The organism is Enterobacter sp. ODB01 (genome assembly GCF_001623605.1).
Lineage (GTDB): Bacteria > Pseudomonadota > Gammaproteobacteria > Enterobacterales > Enterobacteriaceae > Enterobacter > Enterobacter kobei.
Genome location: NZ_CP015227.1, coordinates 3,179,016 through 3,193,653, shown reverse-complemented (window position 1 = coordinate 3,193,653; position 14,638 = coordinate 3,179,016). Strand labels below are relative to the sequence as shown.

The window sequence follows — 14,638 nt, the reverse complement described above, 5'->3', positions numbered from 1 at the left end:
GGTGGCGCGTCGCTTACCGGTCCTGGATTTCGCACCCGTAGGCCGGGTAAGGCGTAGCCGCCACCCGGCAATCCTTCCCAAGGAGTCAATCTATGCAACAACAGTGGTCTGCAGTAGATAATTTCATGATTTCTTCGCTGATCCCTGACGATGACGTACTGAGTCAGATCCTGGAAAACAACAAGCGCGCCGGGCTGCCCGAACACGACGTGGCGGCCAATCAGGGGCAGCTGCTGGCGCTGTTCGTGCGCATGACGCAGGCAAGACGCATTCTCGAGATCGGGACGCTGGGTGCCTATAGCTCAATCTGGATGGCGCGCGCCCTGCCGCCGGACGGAAAGCTGATTACGCTCGAGGCCGACCCGAGTCATGCCGACGTTGCGCGTCAGAATATTCACCTCGCGGGGCTGAACGATCGCATTGAACTGATTGAAGGCCCGGCGCTGAGCTCGCTCGAAAATTTTGGTGACGTTACGCCGTTCGACCTGATCTTTATTGATGCCGATAAGCCGAACAATCCCGGCTATCTGGAGTGGGCGTTGTACTATTCCCGTCCCGGTACGGTAATTATCGGCGATAACGTGGTGCGCGAGGGTGAAGTCGTTAACGGGCAAAGCGACGACGCGCGCGTGCAGGGCGTGCGGCGTTTTATCGAGATGACTGGAGATAACCCGCGCTTAACCGCCACCGCGCTGCAAACGGTGGGGGTTAAGGGATGGGATGGGTTTACGCTGGCGATTGTGAACGGGTGAAAATTGTGCGGGCTGATGCCCTCACCCCGACCCTCTCCCACAGGGAGAGGGAGAAAATCGGGCAAGGCTTTTAGCCAGAGATCTGCTCCATCGCCTGCAGGATACGCTTATCCGAAATCGGATACGGCGTACCGAGCTGCTGGGCAAAGAAGCTGACGCGTAGCTCCTCGATCATCCAGCGGATCGCCTGCACGTCTTCATCGTCGCGGCGCGCCGGCGGCAGCTTGTTTAGCCACTGCTGCCACGCCTGCTGCACGCTTTCCACTTTCAACATCTGCGCGCGATCGCGGTGCGGGTCGATGGCCATTTTCTCCAGACGTTTTTCAATTGCCTGCAGATAGCGCAGCGTATCGCCGAGACGGTTGAAGCCGTTGCCGGTGACAAAGCCACGATACACCAGCCCCGCCATCTGCGCCTTCACGTCCGACAGCCCCAGCGCCATGGTCATATCCACGCGCCCCTTCAGGCGCTTGTTGATGTTGAACACGGCGGTGAGGATCTGCTCGACCTGTTTGGCAATCTCCACCACGGTGTCGTTAAGCTCCGCGCGGACCTTTTCATGAAGCTGAGCAAAGCCCTCTTCCGTCCAGACCGGACCGCCCGCCTCGTGGATCAGTTTGTCCACGCCGCAGGAGATGCAGTCGTCAATCAGATCCAGCACTTTGCCGTACGGGTTAAAGTACAGACCCAGCTTGGCCTTGTTCGGCAACTTCTCGTGCAGATATTTAATCGGTGACGGAATGTTCAGCAGCAGCAGGCGACGCAGCCCGCGCCACATCATCTGCTGCTGTTCCTGCGGATTATCAAACAGCTTGATCGCCACGCTGTCGCGCTCGTCCACCAGCGCTGGCCAGGCTTTCACCTTATAGTTAGCGCGTTTTTGCTCGTAGCTTTCCGGAAGCTGACCAAAACTCCAGATATGCAGCCCGCTCTGCTCGATACCGTCGTCCGCCACCGCAGAGAGCGTCTCCTGGACTTTGCCTTTCAGGGCTTCTTTCAGCTCGCTCAGGGAACGCCCTTCCAGCAGCTTTTTGTTTTTATCATCCACCACGCGGAAGCTGATTTTCAGGTGATCGGGTACCTGATCCCAGTTCCAGTCTTCGCGGTCAATGGTCGTCCCGGTCATGCGGCGGAATTCACGCTCCAGCGCGTCCAGCAGCGGCAGCTCCAGCGGCGTGACGCGGCCCAAAAACGCTTCCGCGTAGTTCGGCGCAGGCACAAAATTACGCCGCACCGGTTTCGGCAGCGATTTAATTAGCGCAATGACCAGCTCGCGGCGCAGGCCGGGGATCTGCCATTCAAACCCGCTCTCGTCGACCTGGTTTAACAGCGGCAGCGGAATGTGGACGGTCACGCCGTCCGCATCGGCCCCCGGTTCAAACTGATAGGTCAGACGCAGCTTGAGATTGCCCTGATGCCAGAAGTTCGGGTAGTCGAGCTTGCTGACCGACTCCGCCCCCTCTTTAATCAACATGCTCTTTTCAAAATTGAGCAGGTCCGGCGTCTCTTTACTGGCCTTTTTCCACCAGCTGTCGAAGTGGCGGGCGGAAATCACATCGTGACTAATGCGCTGATCGTAAAATTCGAACAGCGCCTCGTCGTCTACCAGGATGTCGCGACGGCGGGATTTATGCTCAAGCTCTTCCACCTCGGCGCGCAGCTTCAGGTTTTCGCGGAAGAACGCATGGCGCGTCTGCCAGTCGCCCTCCACCAGCGCGTGGCGGATAAACAGCTCGCGGCTGAGCGCCGGGTCAATCTGGCTGTAGTTGACCTTACGCGCGGCCACCACCGGCAGGCCATAAACGGTCACCTTCTCGGTCGCCATCACTGCCCCCTGCGCACGCTCCCAGTGTGGTTCACTGTATGAGCGTTTCAGCAGATGCTGCGCGACTGGCTCAACCCATTCCGGGTCGATCCGCGCGGCAATGCGTCCCCACAGGCGGCTGGTTTCCACCAGCTCGGCCACCATGGTCCACTTCGGCGGCTTCTTGAATAAGCCGGAACCGGGGAAGATGGAGAAACGGGCATTGCGCGCGCCGGTATACTCCTGCTTCTCTGCGTCCTTCATCCCAATGTGGGACAGCAGGCCGGTCAGCAGCGCGATATGAATTTCACGGTACTCCGCCGGCTCACTGTTCACCGGAATGCCCAGCTCTTTCACCACCTGGCGCAGCTGGGTGTAGATATCCTGCCACTCGCGCACGCGCAGGTAGTTGAGGAAATCCACGCGGCACTGGCGGCGGAACTGGTTCGAGGAGAGCGCTTTCTGCTGCTCGCCGAGATAGTTCCACAGGTTCACGAAGGCGAGGAAATCGGACTCTTTGTCGTGGAAGCGACGGTGTTTTTCATCTGACGCCTGCTGTTTATCCATCGGACGCTCGCGCGGATCCTGAATGGAGAGCGCAGAGGTGATAATCATCGCCTCGCGCACGCAGCCGTGCTTCTGGGCTTCCAGCACCATGCGCGCCAGACGCGGGTCGACCGGCAACTGGCTGAGCTGACGACCCAACGGCGTCAGTTTATAGACCGTAGCCTGCTCGTCGGTGGTAATGGCCCCCAACTCTTCCAGCAGGCGGACACCGTCCTGAATGTTGCGTTTGTCCGGCGCTTCCACGAACGGGAACGCCGCGATGTCGCCCAGCCCCAGGGCGGTCATCTGCAGGATAACGGACGCCAGGTTGGTACGCAGAATTTCCGGGTCGGTAAACTCCGGGCGCGACAGGAAATCGTCTTCGGAATAGAGACGAATACAGATCCCTTCCGACACACGACCGCAGCGGCCTTTACGCTGGTTGGCCGACGCCTGAGAAACCGGCTCTATTGGCAGGCGTTGCACCTTGGTGCGGTAGCTGTAGCGGCTGATACGCGCCGTGCCCGGGTCGATCACGTATTTGATCCCCGGTACGGTCAGCGAGGTTTCCGCCACGTTGGTCGCCAGCACAATGCGGCGTCCGCCGTGCGGCTGGAACACGCGGTTCTGCTCGCTGTTCGACAGGCGCGCGTACAGGGGCAGGATCTCCGTATGACGCAGATCGCGCTTGCTGAGCGCATCGGCGGTATCGCGAATTTCGCGCTCGCCGCTCATAAAGATCAGAATGTCGCCCGCACTTTCGTTGCCCAGTTCGTCGACAGCGTCAAAGATGGCCTGGAGCTGGTCGCGCTCGGTATCATCCGCCTCTTCGACAATCGGGCGATAGCGCACTTCCACCGGGTACGTGCGTCCTGACACTTCAATTATCGGCGCATTGTTGAAATGCTTCGAGAAGCGCTCCGGGTCGATGGTCGCGGAGGTGATGATGATTTTCAGATCCGGACGACGCGGCAGCAGTTCTTTCAGGTAACCGAGCAGGAAGTCAATGTTCAGGCTGCGCTCGTGTGCTTCGTCGATGATGATGGTGTCGTACTGCATCAGCAGGCGATCCTGCTGGATTTCCGCCAGCAGGATACCGTCAGTCATCAGCTTGACCATGGTGTTATCGCTGACGTGGTCGCTGAATCGCACCTTGTAACCGATGCAGCCGCCCGGCTCGGTTTGCAGCTCTTCGGCAATACGGTTCGCCACGGTACGCGCCGCCAGACGACGCGGCTGGGTGTGGCCAATCAGACCTTTCACCCCGCGTCCCAGCTCCATGCAGATTTTCGGCAGCTGGGTGGTTTTCCCCGAACCGGTTTCCCCTGCGACAATTACCACCTGGTGGTCGCGCACGGCTTCCAGGATGTCCTGTTTTTTCTGACTGACAGGCAGGTTTTCCGGGTAGGTAATTGCCGGGCGTGCAGCTTCGCGCAGCACAACTTTCCCTGCTGCCTGTTCAATCTCTTTCGCCATTTCCTGATAAATGGCCTGTTGTGCATCAGGATTTTTAACCTTCTTCACGCCATGCAGACGACGCGCAAACCGCTGTTTATCGCGCAGCATCAGGGCATCAAGCCTTTGCAGGAGCATCGGGAAGGTGATTTTTTGGTGTTCTGTCATAGCGTTAATGGGCAGTGCTCTGCCGGGTAAAATCTCTTTTTAATGATTGCTATAGAGTACCACATTGACGCTTTCTGCGCCTTATTCAAAAAATTCGAACATAGACTTCGATATATTGCGCTATCTCTGTGGCAGGATTGTGAATAGAGTGTCAACAAGCAACGGGGCAACCCCCTTCAATCAAATGCAAAAACAGGAATCACCCATGAGCAAAGTATTAGTGTTGAAATCCAGTATTCTGGCAGGGTACTCTCAGTCTGGTCAGCTGTCTGATTATTTCGTTGAACAGTGGCGTGAACAGCATTCCGCTGACGAAATCACCGTGCGCGACCTGGCGGCAAACCCTATTCCTGTGCTGGACGGTGAACTGGTTGGCGCGCTGCGTCCGAGCGATGCTCCGCTGAGCCCGCGTCAGCAGGAAGCCCTGGCCCTGTCCGACGAACTGATTGCTGAGCTGCAGGCGCACGACGTTATCGTGATTAACGCCCCAATGTACAACTTCAACATCCCTACTCAGCTGAAGAACTACTTCGACCTGGTGGCGCGTGCTGGCGTAACCTTCCGTTACACTGAAAACGGCCCTGAAGGTCTGGTGAAAGGCAAGCGTGCGATCGTACTGACCAGCCGCGGCGGTATCCATAAAGACACCCCAACCGACCTGGTTGCGCCGTACCTGAGCCTGTTCCTGGGCTTCATCGGCATCACTGACGTGAACTTCGTGTTCGCGGAAGGCATCGCTTACGGTCCTGAAGTGGCGACGAAAGCGCAGACCGACGCGAAAGCCGCGATCGACAGCCTGGTTGCCGCCTAAGATTTCCCCCTCTCACCGCCCGGTGGGAGGGTTTTTCTTTTCTCCACATTTCGTTATCATCCGCTCCCACTCTCCAGCCGGGCGGCCTGATGTCTGCGATTATTGATTCTTTTATTGCCCCACCGTGTCATGACGACATTGAGATCCTCTGGCAGGATGAACATCTGCTGCTGATCAATAAGCCTTCCGGTCTGCTCAGCCTCTCGGGAAAAAATCCGCAAAACCTTGATTCTGTCCATTATCGTCTGGTTCAGACGTTCCCGGGCTGCACGCTGGTGCATCGTCTCGATTTCGGCACGTCCGGGCTGATGGTGATTGCGCGTAATAAAGCGATCAATGCGGCGCTCTGCCAGCAGTTCAGCCAGCGCAGCGTGGAGAAAGTTTACAGCGCCCTGCTTTGTGGACATCTGGAAAACGATGAGGGCGTGATAGATGCCCCGATTGCCAAAGATCCGGCGCTGTTCCCGCTGATGTCAATCTGCGCCATTAACGGTAAACCCGCCCGCTCCCGCTATCGGGTGGTGGAACGTTTTTATCAGGGAACGGGAGTGCCGTTAACGCGGGTGACGCTTACCCCGGAAACCGGGCGAACCCATCAGCTGCGTATTCACTGCCAGCAGCTGGGGCACCCGATTCTGGGCTGCGATCTTTATGGCGGTCTTGACGCGCCGGGGGCGGAAATCACGCCCCGGCTGATGCTGCATGCCTGCGAGCTGAATTTTATTCATCCGGTGAGCGGCGAGCCGGTTACTGCCCGTCACACCGCCCCGTTCTGACGGCGGTTTACCACATCAAATCGTCAGGGATTTTGAAGTCCGCGTAGGGATCGTCTTCATCCTGCTCTTCCTGACTGAGCGCGCTGTTTAACACAATGCAGTCGGCATCACGCTGGGCAATTTTATCGGCCACGACTGCCGGGATAATCGCGTATTCACAGTCGCCGCTGGCGTTAATCACCAGACGGGCAATCGCCAGACGGCCGTTGATCAGCTGAGTCTGGGTTTGCTTGTCGACGTCGAGTTTTTTGATCAGATTACCGTCAGTGAAGTTAAAGGTGATATTGCCTTTCGCCACGGTGATGCGGTTCATCTCAATCAGCTGCTTCACCTGTGCTTTAAACTCTTTTGCCAGCACGGCCTGCTTCTGCTGTTCGCTGAGCTGCTTGTCACGCTCGATCTGCGCTTTTTTATTCTCTTCCACTGCTTCGCGCGCCTCACGAGCCTGAACGCGTGATTTCTTTGCCGTACGCTGCACTTTCGCCGCTTTCTTGCTGCTAACGAGGCCCGCTTTCAGCATCTGCTCTTGTAAGGTGAGTTTTGTCATGATCGTTTCTAAACCGGTTGGAAATTTTGGGGATTATAGCGGGAATTGAAGAGAAATAAAAAAATGCCAATCCTCTGCAGCGGGTTAACGGTGACGGCAAAGCACATATTGCAGACATAGTGCGAGCTTCGCCCGGCGGCGCTGCGCTTGCACGGGCCTACAAACGACGCTGAACCGTAGGCCGGGTAAGCGCAGCGCCACCCGGCAAGAAGGCAGCGACACGCGAGTATCACGCTTCATGAACTTCGCTCATGTTGCAGTGAAATTAAGTCACTTCCCCTGCGCCGCGGGGTCAGGCATAAATTATGCATCGGTAACTTCTTAGCAACATGAACTTAGGATGCATAACGACAATGAGCAAAGCTTTCACCTATACCCTTAAGCGCAGTTGCTTCGATGAGAATTACAACCCGTCAGAAAATACGCGTACCACCACCAACTTTGCCAACCTGGCGCGCGGAGAAAAGCGTCAGGAAAACCTGCGCAATACCCTGGTGATGATCAATAACCGCTTCAACGCACTGGCGCGCTGGGATAACCCCAACGCCGATCGCTACGCGGTTGAGCTTGAAATTATCTCCGTCGATCTGAACATTGGTGCGGATAAGCCGTTCCCGGCCATTGAGATATTGCAAACCACCATCGTCGACAAGAAAAACAACCTGCGTATCCCGGGGATTGTCGGCAATAACTTTTCGTCTTACGTGCGGGATTATGATTTCAGCGTTCTGCTGCTGGAACATAACAAGAACCAACAGCACTTCAGCGTTCCGGAAAAGTTTGGTGAATTGCACGGCAACATATTCCGCCATTTTGTGAGTTCGCCGGAATATAAAGAGAACTTCAGAAAAGGACCGGTGATCTGCCTCAGCGTTTCCAGCAAAGACACCTACCGCCGCACCGGCAACCAGCATCCTGTACTTGGCATTGAGTATCAGCCGGATGGCGAGTCATTAACGGAACTGTACTTTGCCAAAATGGGCCTAAAGGTGCGCTATTTCATGCCAGAAAACAGCGTGGCGCCCTTTGCGTTCTTTTATACCGGTGATTTGCTGAACGATTACAGCAATCTTGAACTGATCGCCACCATCAGCACGATGGAAACGTTTCAGAAAATCTATCGCCCGGAAATTTATAACGCCAACTCGTCGGCGGGACTGTGCTTCCGACCGGATCTGAACCAGCAGGATCACTCATTCACCAAAATTGTTTATGACCGTGAAGAACGAAGCCGTCTGGCGATTGAACAGGGTCGATTCACCGAAGAATACTTTATTAAGCCTTATAAACACATTCTTGAGCAGTGGTCTGATAACTACACGCTTTAATTCATCAAAATAGGTCTTTTATTATGAAAACATTGCTCCCGACGTCTACGGCTGGCAGCCTGCCTAAGCCGACCTGGCTTGCACAACCTGAAACGCTGTGGTCTCCGTGGAAATTAGAGGATCAGGAATTACTGGCAGGAAAACAGGATGCGCTGCGTTTGTCACTGGATGAGCAGATCCGTGCGGGAATCGACATTGTCAGCGACGGCGAACAGACCCGCCAGCACTTCGTCACCACCTTTATCGAACACCTGAGCGGCGTGGATTTTGAAAACCGCCAGACGGTACGCATTCGTAACCGTTATGACGCCAGCGTGCCGACCGTGGTTTCTGCTGTGGCACGTCAGAAACCGGTATTCGTCGACGATGCAAAGTACCTGCGCCAGCTCACGGATAAGCCGATCAAATGGGCCCTCCCCGGACCGATGACCATGATCGACACCCTTTACGACGCGCACTATAAAAGCCGCGAAAAGCTGGCCTGGGAATTCGCCAAAATCCTCAATCAGGAAGCGCGGGAGCTAGAGGCTGCAGGCGTGGATATTATCCAGTTCGACGAACCGGCATTTAACGTCTTTTTTGACGAGGTCAATGACTGGGGCATCGCCGCGCTGGAACGCGCCATTGAAGGGCTGAAGTGCGAAACTGCGGTCCATATCTGCTATGGCTACGGCATCAAAGCCAATACCGACTGGAAAAAAACGCTCGGCTCTGAGTGGCGCCAGTACGAAGAGGCTTTCCCTAAGCTGCAGACCTCGAACATCGACATTATCTCTCTGGAGTGCCACAACTCCCGCGTGCCGATGGATCTGCTGGCGCTGATCCGTGGTAAAAAAGTGATGGTTGGCGCGATTGATGTGGCAACGAACACCGTTGAAACGCCGGAGGAAGTCGCCGATACCCTGCGTAAAGCGCTGCAGTTTGTCGATGCCGACAAGCTTTACCCTTCGACCAACTGCGGTATGGCCCCCCTTTCCCGTCACGTCGCAAACGGTAAGCTGAGAGCCCTCAGCGCAGGCGCAGAGATTATCCGCAAAGAGCTCGGCGCGTAATCCTTTACGTTTGCCAGTACGGCGGCGTACCAAAGCGTTCGACGTAATAATCAATCACCGCCCTGACGTTCAGGGGCGGATGACGTGCATGTGGATAGATCGCCGCAATGTTCAGCGGCTCCGTGTTGATCGCACACGCCATTTCCGGCAGAAGTGCGACAAGCTCTCCCCGCTGGAGCCTGTCGCCAATCAGCCAGTCCGGAAACAGGACGATCCCCATCCCGCCCAGCGCGGCAGTGAGCAACGACTCCGCATTATTGGATGTCATCCGCGCCACCACCGGATAGTGTATCCAGTTCTCCCCCTCGCGACGCACCAGCCAGCGGTTAGGCCCGGACGAACCGCGATAGACCAGACATTGATGATCGCTCAGCGTGGCCGGATCGTCCGGCACACCGTGTTTGCGCAGATACGCGGGCGACGCGGCAAGGTGGTAACGCTGCTGACCAAAAATGCGGGCGTGAAACGTCGAGTCCGTCAACATGCCAATGCGAAAGATAAGATCGGCCGCATCCCGGTGCGGGTCGATAAAGTCATCGGTCAGCGTGAGCTCAATGTTTAACCGCGGATAACGCTCGGTCAGCTCCGCCAGGCCTGGCGCAACATGCCTCTGCCCAAAAAATACCGGCCCATTAATGCGAATTGTGCCGGATGGTTCCGACGAACGTTCATCCAGCTCACGCCGCGCCTCTTCGACGTTTTCGACCATCGCCCGGGCATAGCGGATAAACAGATGACCACTTTCGGTGGGGATCACCGCGCGCGTATTGCGGTAGAACAGCTGCTGACCGAGGGCATCCTCAAGCTGGTGAATAACGCGCGATATCTGTGAGGCTGATATCCCCTGCCGCCGCGCGACGACGGAGAAATTCTGCGCTTCATAGACCTCAATAAAGATCAGCAGCGCGCGGACGTTGATATTACTGGCATCGAACATTAATGCATTTCCTGCAAAGGTGTTTCCTGCATTATGGCATTTTTCTCACTGGACGACCGACGTAATCTTCTTCGCCTTAAAACGGAGGAAGCGTTATGCAGTTTGTGTTGATTTTACTGGTGATAGCCGGAGGGATGGGTCTCTCCATCGAGGCGGGGTTACTGGGGCCACTGGGGGGCGAAGTGGGCGACTTATGGGCCACGTTCAGCATTTTTGGGGTCGGTGCCGCGCTGACGTTTTTACTGATGCTGTTTTTTAGCCCGCGTAACAGCCCCTCGTTTTTTGCCCAGCCCGGCTGGCAGTTGCTCGGCGGCGTGCTCGGCCCGGTGTACGTGGTCATCCTGACCGTTGCGACACCCGCCATCGGCATCGCAATGACCATGATTGGGATTTTGGCCGGTCAGGTCTTTAAAAGCCTGATCATTGACCACTACGGTCTGCTGGGCTCGCCGCACAGAAAGATAAATGCAAAGCGCATTATTGCACTGGGGTTCATCATTGCAGCACTGGTTCTGGTCGCACAGGGGTAACGTATGACACTGATTATGATTCTTCTCGCCGTTTGCGGCGGCGCTACGCTGAGCATTCAGGCCGCGATTAACGGACAGCTCGGCAGCAGCGTGGGGGTATTCAAAAGCGCGTTTCTGACCTTTTCCGTCGGCGCACTGGTGACCGCCCTGCTCATATTTTTCTTTGAGCCTAAGCATGCGGTCACGCTGCTGGACGTACCCAAATGGCAGCTCCTCGGCGCGATGTTTGGCGTGCCCTATATCGTGATTATGGTGCTTGCCGTACAGCGCATCGGCACCGCCGTCGCCACGGTGGCGGTGATATTCGGCCAGCTCACCATGAGCATGTTGATAGATAACTTTGGCTGGTTGGGTAATCCCGCTATTCCCTTTTCGCCGAGCCGTCTGGGCGCGGTTATCTGCCTGGGGATTGCGCTGTATTTCATCTACTCGAGCAGCAAAATCTACAGCGCCCGCGACTAGACTCACGTCTTCCGGGTAAAGAACAGCGTCACCGTGGCGACGGTGACGCCAAATTTCTTCATCTCGGTTTTATTAAACAGATGGGTCTCATCCTGCAGGTACATCCAGTCGTCAAACTTCAATAGCCAGCTACTGCCGTTGGCTTTGACTTTCATGCTGTAATGCCAGTTAAAGGCGTTACCTGCCGCCTGCCCCGTAGCGACCCCTTCGATATCCCCCGCCGTTCCCTCGTAGCGATCGTTCCCCAGCCTGCGGATGTGCCATACCCGCTGTTGCTTCTCGCCATCGTCATACACGAAGTGCTCATTGAGCGTCAGCGTATCGCCGATAACATCCCCGGCAATCTCCACGTGAAAGCGGCGGATCTGTTTACCGCTGCGATCCTGCACCATGCCCCACGCTTCGGTTTTCCCCTGGAAGTAGTCGAAGATATCAAGCCGTGGCTGCTGCTGGCGATACTCGGCCACCTCTGTGCTACAGCCTGCCAGCAGCATGGTCAATGCCAGCACCATCATCAGGAAACGTTTCATTTTTGTCCTCCAAGTAACTGCTGACGCAGTTCAGGATATTGCGTGCGGGGATCGAGCCAGATGGCCAGAAAGCGCGTGCTGAATGCTTCTGACTGGCGCGGGCCAAGTGGAATAAAGCTTTTCTGCGTTGCTGACGCGCGGTACCAGAACTGTCCCTGCTTATCATCGAGGACAAACGCCAGCTGTGAGCCCGGCCGGACATCCGGCCACAGCGAACGAAGCATCTGTAACCAGCCTTCGCTTTGCGGCTCCCGCTGCAAAATCCCCTGCGCCTGCCACTGATCGCGCGTGGCCTCCACCAGTTCATCACGTTCAATGTCGCGCGCGTAGGTGATAATCAACGCCTGATCCTGATCCGCCGCGCGGTAGCGACCGTCCGGCGTGCGCAGCTGGGAGGTATAAACCGTAAACGGGCCCCAGGTGAGCGTGGCGTCACCCACCTTACGCCAGGCCAGCCAGTCGGCGGCGTGGGCCGCAGGGATCACCATCGTCAGCCAAAGGAGGAAAACCGCTGCTCTCATTTTTGTCTCCCCATCAGCAGGTGGAAAAACAACATTAATACCAGCCAGCCCGGCACCATCCAGCTGACGACGATAAAGGTCGGCTCCTGAAAAGTGATAGCACCCAGCCGCTCGCCAATCAGGTACGCCACCGGCCCTCCCACGGCGGCCAGCAGCGTCAGCAGCCAGCCGGGTAACGTGGTCGTGCGCGCTAGCTGTGTCCAGACGGTGGCGAACATCAGCCACAATGCCACCATCCATAGCGGCATCAGGGACTCGCCGGTGAAGGCAATCAGCCCCGTCAACGCCCAGAGCGCATCCAGTACGCTGCCCGCTGCAGCCAGACCGATGGCGTAAAGGCGGTATACCGGCGGCAAAAACAGGCAGGCGAGCACCGCCAGCGCAAGCCAGATAATCAGGCCCTGCTCACGAAAGATCACCACCAGCGCCCAGTAAAGATCGAACCCGACGGCCAGCAGAAAGACCTGAAGATAACGTCTCATACGCGTTCGGCGGTCAGTTGCACCACGCTGATGGTGCGGGCGTTAAACCCGGCTTCGCAGTAGCCAAAGTAGTACAGCCACATACGGCGGAACCGTTCGTCGAAGCCGAGCTTTTCAATCTCCTGCCAGGCATGAACAAAGCGCTGCCGCCAGTGGGCCAGCGTGCGGGCATAGTCTGGCCCCATGTCAAAGAGGTTACGGACCACAAAATCGGTATGGCGCGTCATCAGCTCATTCATCGCTGTGATGCTCGGCAGGAAGCCGCCGGGGAAAATGTAGCGCTGGATAAAATCGACGCTTTTGCTGTAGTCGCGGTAGCGCTGGTCCTGAATGGTAATGGCCTGAATCGCCATCCGGCCACCCGGGCGCAGCCGCGCCTGACAGGTTCGGAAGAACACGGGCAGATAGCGTTGCCCGACGGCTTCAATCATCTCTATCGAGACCAGCTTGTCGTACTGCCCGGTGAGGTCGCGATAATCACAAAGCAGAACCTCAACGCGATCCTGCAACCCGGCGCGGTCGATCCGCTCGGTTGCCCAGATATACTGCTCCTGCGACAGCGTGGTGGTGGTCACCCGACAGCCGTAGTGACGTGCCGCGTATTCCGCCATCGCCCCCCAGCCGGTACCGATCTCCAGCAGGTGATCGGACTCACACAGCGCCAGCTGTTCGCACAGACGCGCCATTTTGGCCTGCTGCGCCGCCGTGAGATCCTGCTCATCCGCAGTAAACAGCGCGCTGGAGTAAAGCAGCTCCTTATCCAGAAAATGTGAATAAAAGGTGTTGCCCAGGTCGTAATGCGCGGCAATATTTTCACGCGCCTGGGCCCGGGAATTTCGCCGCGTCCAGTGGCGCAGCCGCTCCAGCGGTCTACCGAGCAGCCGGAACCCTTTCTCCAGACGGCCAAGCACCTCGCCATTAAGGGCCAGGATTTCCAGAAGCGGCGTGAGTTGCGTGGTTTCCCATTCGCCATCCATCCAGGCTTCTGCGGCGGCAAGGCTCCCGCCCGTTAAGACGCGCCAGTAGACGCCGGGCGCGAGGATCTGAATGTCGGCGTGCAGCGCGGAGGATGTCTCGCCAAAATGGAATGTCTGTGCCCCTTCACGCAGCGTGAGCGAGCCGCCACGAAGACCGCTTAACAGACGGAAAAGTAGCCAACGCGCAATGCGGACGTTGCGCGGGATATCGGGTTCTAGCGCAAAGACGGGATCGGTCATGAGCGTTCACTCCTGCTGACGGGATGGTTATGCAGCGGCACGCGCTTGAGCCACAGCCTCAGCGCCTGCCAGTAAATAGCGAAAACGGTTTTCAGGGTCATCAGTGGAATGCGCAGCAGTAACGCACGCAGTGCCGGACGCGTCAGAGGCTCCCGGCGTAGCGCCAGCGTGGCGTCAAACACCTTCGCGTCCTGATGGTTTTCAATGTGCATATGCAACGTGTTATCCGGGTTGTTGAAGCGCCAGTGGTAGATCATGTCCATTGGGTTGAAGGGGGAAACGTGAAACGCTTTTTCCGTCGGCTGCGCGTCCTGACCGTTGACGGCATAGTAATGCCGCTCGTTCCACGGCGTGTTGCGGACCTCCGCCAGCACCCAGCCCAGCTCCCCCTTCTCGTCATAGCAGTAGTAGAAGTTGACCGGATTGAAATGAAACCCGAAATAGCGCAGCTGCGTCAGGAGCATGACTCGTCCGCCGGGACGTTCTCCGGTGAGCCCCTCCAGCGTGTTCAGGACGTTCTCTTTGAGCGGCGTACCCAGCGGATAGTCCCTGTCATAAAACGCGGCGGCGGCGAAGCGATTGCGCCGTACGCCGACGTCAGCCAGCAGCGGCAGTTCATCCAGATCCAGCCAGGCCATAAAGACGCTGTAGCGAAATTCGTGGGTTTTCGGCTGGAGGCGGCGGTGGCGTAATACGCCGTGATAGAGGCAGCTGTTCATC

At 57.0% G+C, this 14,638-nt stretch carries 15 protein-coding genes; 7 read left to right on the top strand and 8 right to left on the bottom strand.

Annotated elements, in window-relative coordinates:
• Nucleotides 1–92 precede the first annotated feature (92 nt).
• Nucleotides 93–752, top strand: a complete 660-nt coding sequence (locus A4308_RS15255) for an O-methyltransferase (RefSeq protein ID WP_045282075.1) — start codon at nucleotides 93–95, stop codon at nucleotides 750–752.
• Between the two features lie 70 nt (nucleotides 753–822).
• Here A4308_RS15255 and hrpA read toward each other — a convergent pair whose 3' ends face one another.
• A complete protein-coding gene (gene hrpA, locus A4308_RS15250) occupies nucleotides 823–4,725 on the bottom strand; it encodes an ATP-dependent RNA helicase HrpA (RefSeq protein ID WP_045282074.1) in 3,903 nt (1,300 codons plus the stop codon).
• 205 nt (nucleotides 4,726–4,930) lie between these two features.
• Here hrpA and azoR point away from each other — a divergent pair, with 205 nt between their 5' ends.
• Both azoR and A4308_RS15240 read left to right on the top strand, forming a co-directional pair.
• Nucleotides 4,931–5,536, top strand: coding sequence for an FMN-dependent NADH-azoreductase (gene azoR / locus A4308_RS15245; protein ID WP_008502313.1), 606 nt, complete (start codon nucleotides 4,931–4,933; stop codon nucleotides 5,534–5,536).
• Between the two features lie 89 nt (nucleotides 5,537–5,625).
• Nucleotides 5,626–6,312: an RluA family pseudouridine synthase gene (locus A4308_RS15240; protein WP_023330362.1), complete on the top strand. Its 687-nt coding sequence runs from the start codon at nucleotides 5,626–5,628 to the stop codon at nucleotides 6,310–6,312.
• Nucleotides 6,313–6,319: 7 nt separating this feature from the next.
• On the opposite strand, the gene A4308_RS15235 is transcribed toward A4308_RS15240, so the two are convergent.
• On the bottom strand, nucleotides 6,320–6,859 hold the full coding sequence (locus A4308_RS15235) for a DUF2058 domain-containing protein (RefSeq protein ID WP_032636630.1): 540 nt from the start codon (nucleotides 6,857–6,859) through the stop codon (nucleotides 6,320–6,322).
• A 353-nt stretch (nucleotides 6,860–7,212) separates the two neighbouring features.
• Between A4308_RS15235 and A4308_RS15230 the strand changes: the two genes are divergently transcribed.
• Nucleotides 7,213–8,187 carry a DUF1852 domain-containing protein gene (locus tag A4308_RS15230; RefSeq protein ID WP_014883755.1) on the top strand — a complete coding sequence of 325 codons (975 nt, stop codon included), beginning with the start codon at nucleotides 7,213–7,215 and terminating at the stop codon, nucleotides 8,185–8,187.
• 23 nt (nucleotides 8,188–8,210) lie between these two features.
• Entirely contained in the window at nucleotides 8,211–9,239 is a 1,029-nt protein-coding gene (locus A4308_RS15225) for a methionine synthase (RefSeq protein ID WP_014883754.1), read from the top strand.
• 4 nt (nucleotides 9,240–9,243) lie between these two features.
• Here the strand turns inward: A4308_RS15225 and A4308_RS15220 are convergent, their stop codons facing one another.
• Nucleotides 9,244–10,176, bottom strand: a complete 933-nt coding sequence (locus A4308_RS15220; protein WP_023330359.1) for a LysR family transcriptional regulator — start codon at nucleotides 10,174–10,176, stop codon at nucleotides 9,244–9,246.
• Between the two features lie 95 nt (nucleotides 10,177–10,271).
• Here A4308_RS15220 and A4308_RS15215 point away from each other — a divergent pair, with 95 nt between their 5' ends.
• Both A4308_RS15215 and A4308_RS15210 read left to right on the top strand, forming a co-directional pair.
• A complete protein-coding gene (locus A4308_RS15215; RefSeq protein WP_014883752.1) occupies nucleotides 10,272–10,706 on the top strand; it encodes a DMT family transporter in 435 nt (144 codons plus the stop codon).
• 3 nt (nucleotides 10,707–10,709) lie between these two features.
• The gene (locus A4308_RS15210; RefSeq protein WP_023330358.1) at nucleotides 10,710–11,168 is read left to right on the top strand and encodes a DMT family transporter; all 459 of its coding nucleotides are present in this window, start codon (nucleotides 10,710–10,712) and stop codon (nucleotides 11,166–11,168) included.
• 2 nt (nucleotides 11,169–11,170) lie between these two features.
• Here A4308_RS15210 and A4308_RS15205 read toward each other — a convergent pair whose 3' ends face one another.
• The 5 genes from A4308_RS15205 to A4308_RS15185 are packed head-to-tail and all read right to left on the bottom strand — an operon-like array spanning nucleotide 11,171 to nucleotide 14,637.
• The gene (locus tag A4308_RS15205; RefSeq protein WP_014883750.1) at nucleotides 11,171–11,698 is read right to left on the bottom strand and encodes a DUF3833 domain-containing protein; all 528 of its coding nucleotides are present in this window, start codon (nucleotides 11,696–11,698) and stop codon (nucleotides 11,171–11,173) included.
• The gene (locus tag A4308_RS15200) at nucleotides 11,695–12,219 is read right to left on the bottom strand and encodes a hypothetical protein (protein ID WP_014883749.1); all 525 of its coding nucleotides are present in this window, start codon (nucleotides 12,217–12,219) and stop codon (nucleotides 11,695–11,697) included. Before A4308_RS15200 ends, A4308_RS15205 begins: the two co-directional genes overlap by 4 nt.
• The gene (locus A4308_RS15195) at nucleotides 12,216–12,701 is read right to left on the bottom strand and encodes a DUF2878 domain-containing protein (protein WP_014883748.1); all 486 of its coding nucleotides are present in this window, start codon (nucleotides 12,699–12,701) and stop codon (nucleotides 12,216–12,218) included. Before A4308_RS15195 ends, A4308_RS15200 begins: the two co-directional genes overlap by 4 nt.
• Nucleotides 12,698–13,918, bottom strand: a complete 1,221-nt coding sequence (locus A4308_RS15190; protein WP_045282073.1) for an SAM-dependent methyltransferase — start codon at nucleotides 13,916–13,918, stop codon at nucleotides 12,698–12,700. Before A4308_RS15190 ends, A4308_RS15195 begins: the two co-directional genes overlap by 4 nt.
• Entirely contained in the window at nucleotides 13,915–14,637 is a 723-nt protein-coding gene (locus tag A4308_RS15185) for a DUF1365 domain-containing protein (protein WP_023330354.1), read from the bottom strand. Before A4308_RS15185 ends, A4308_RS15190 begins: the two co-directional genes overlap by 4 nt.
• Between the last annotated feature and the right edge of the window lies 1 nt (nucleotide 14,638).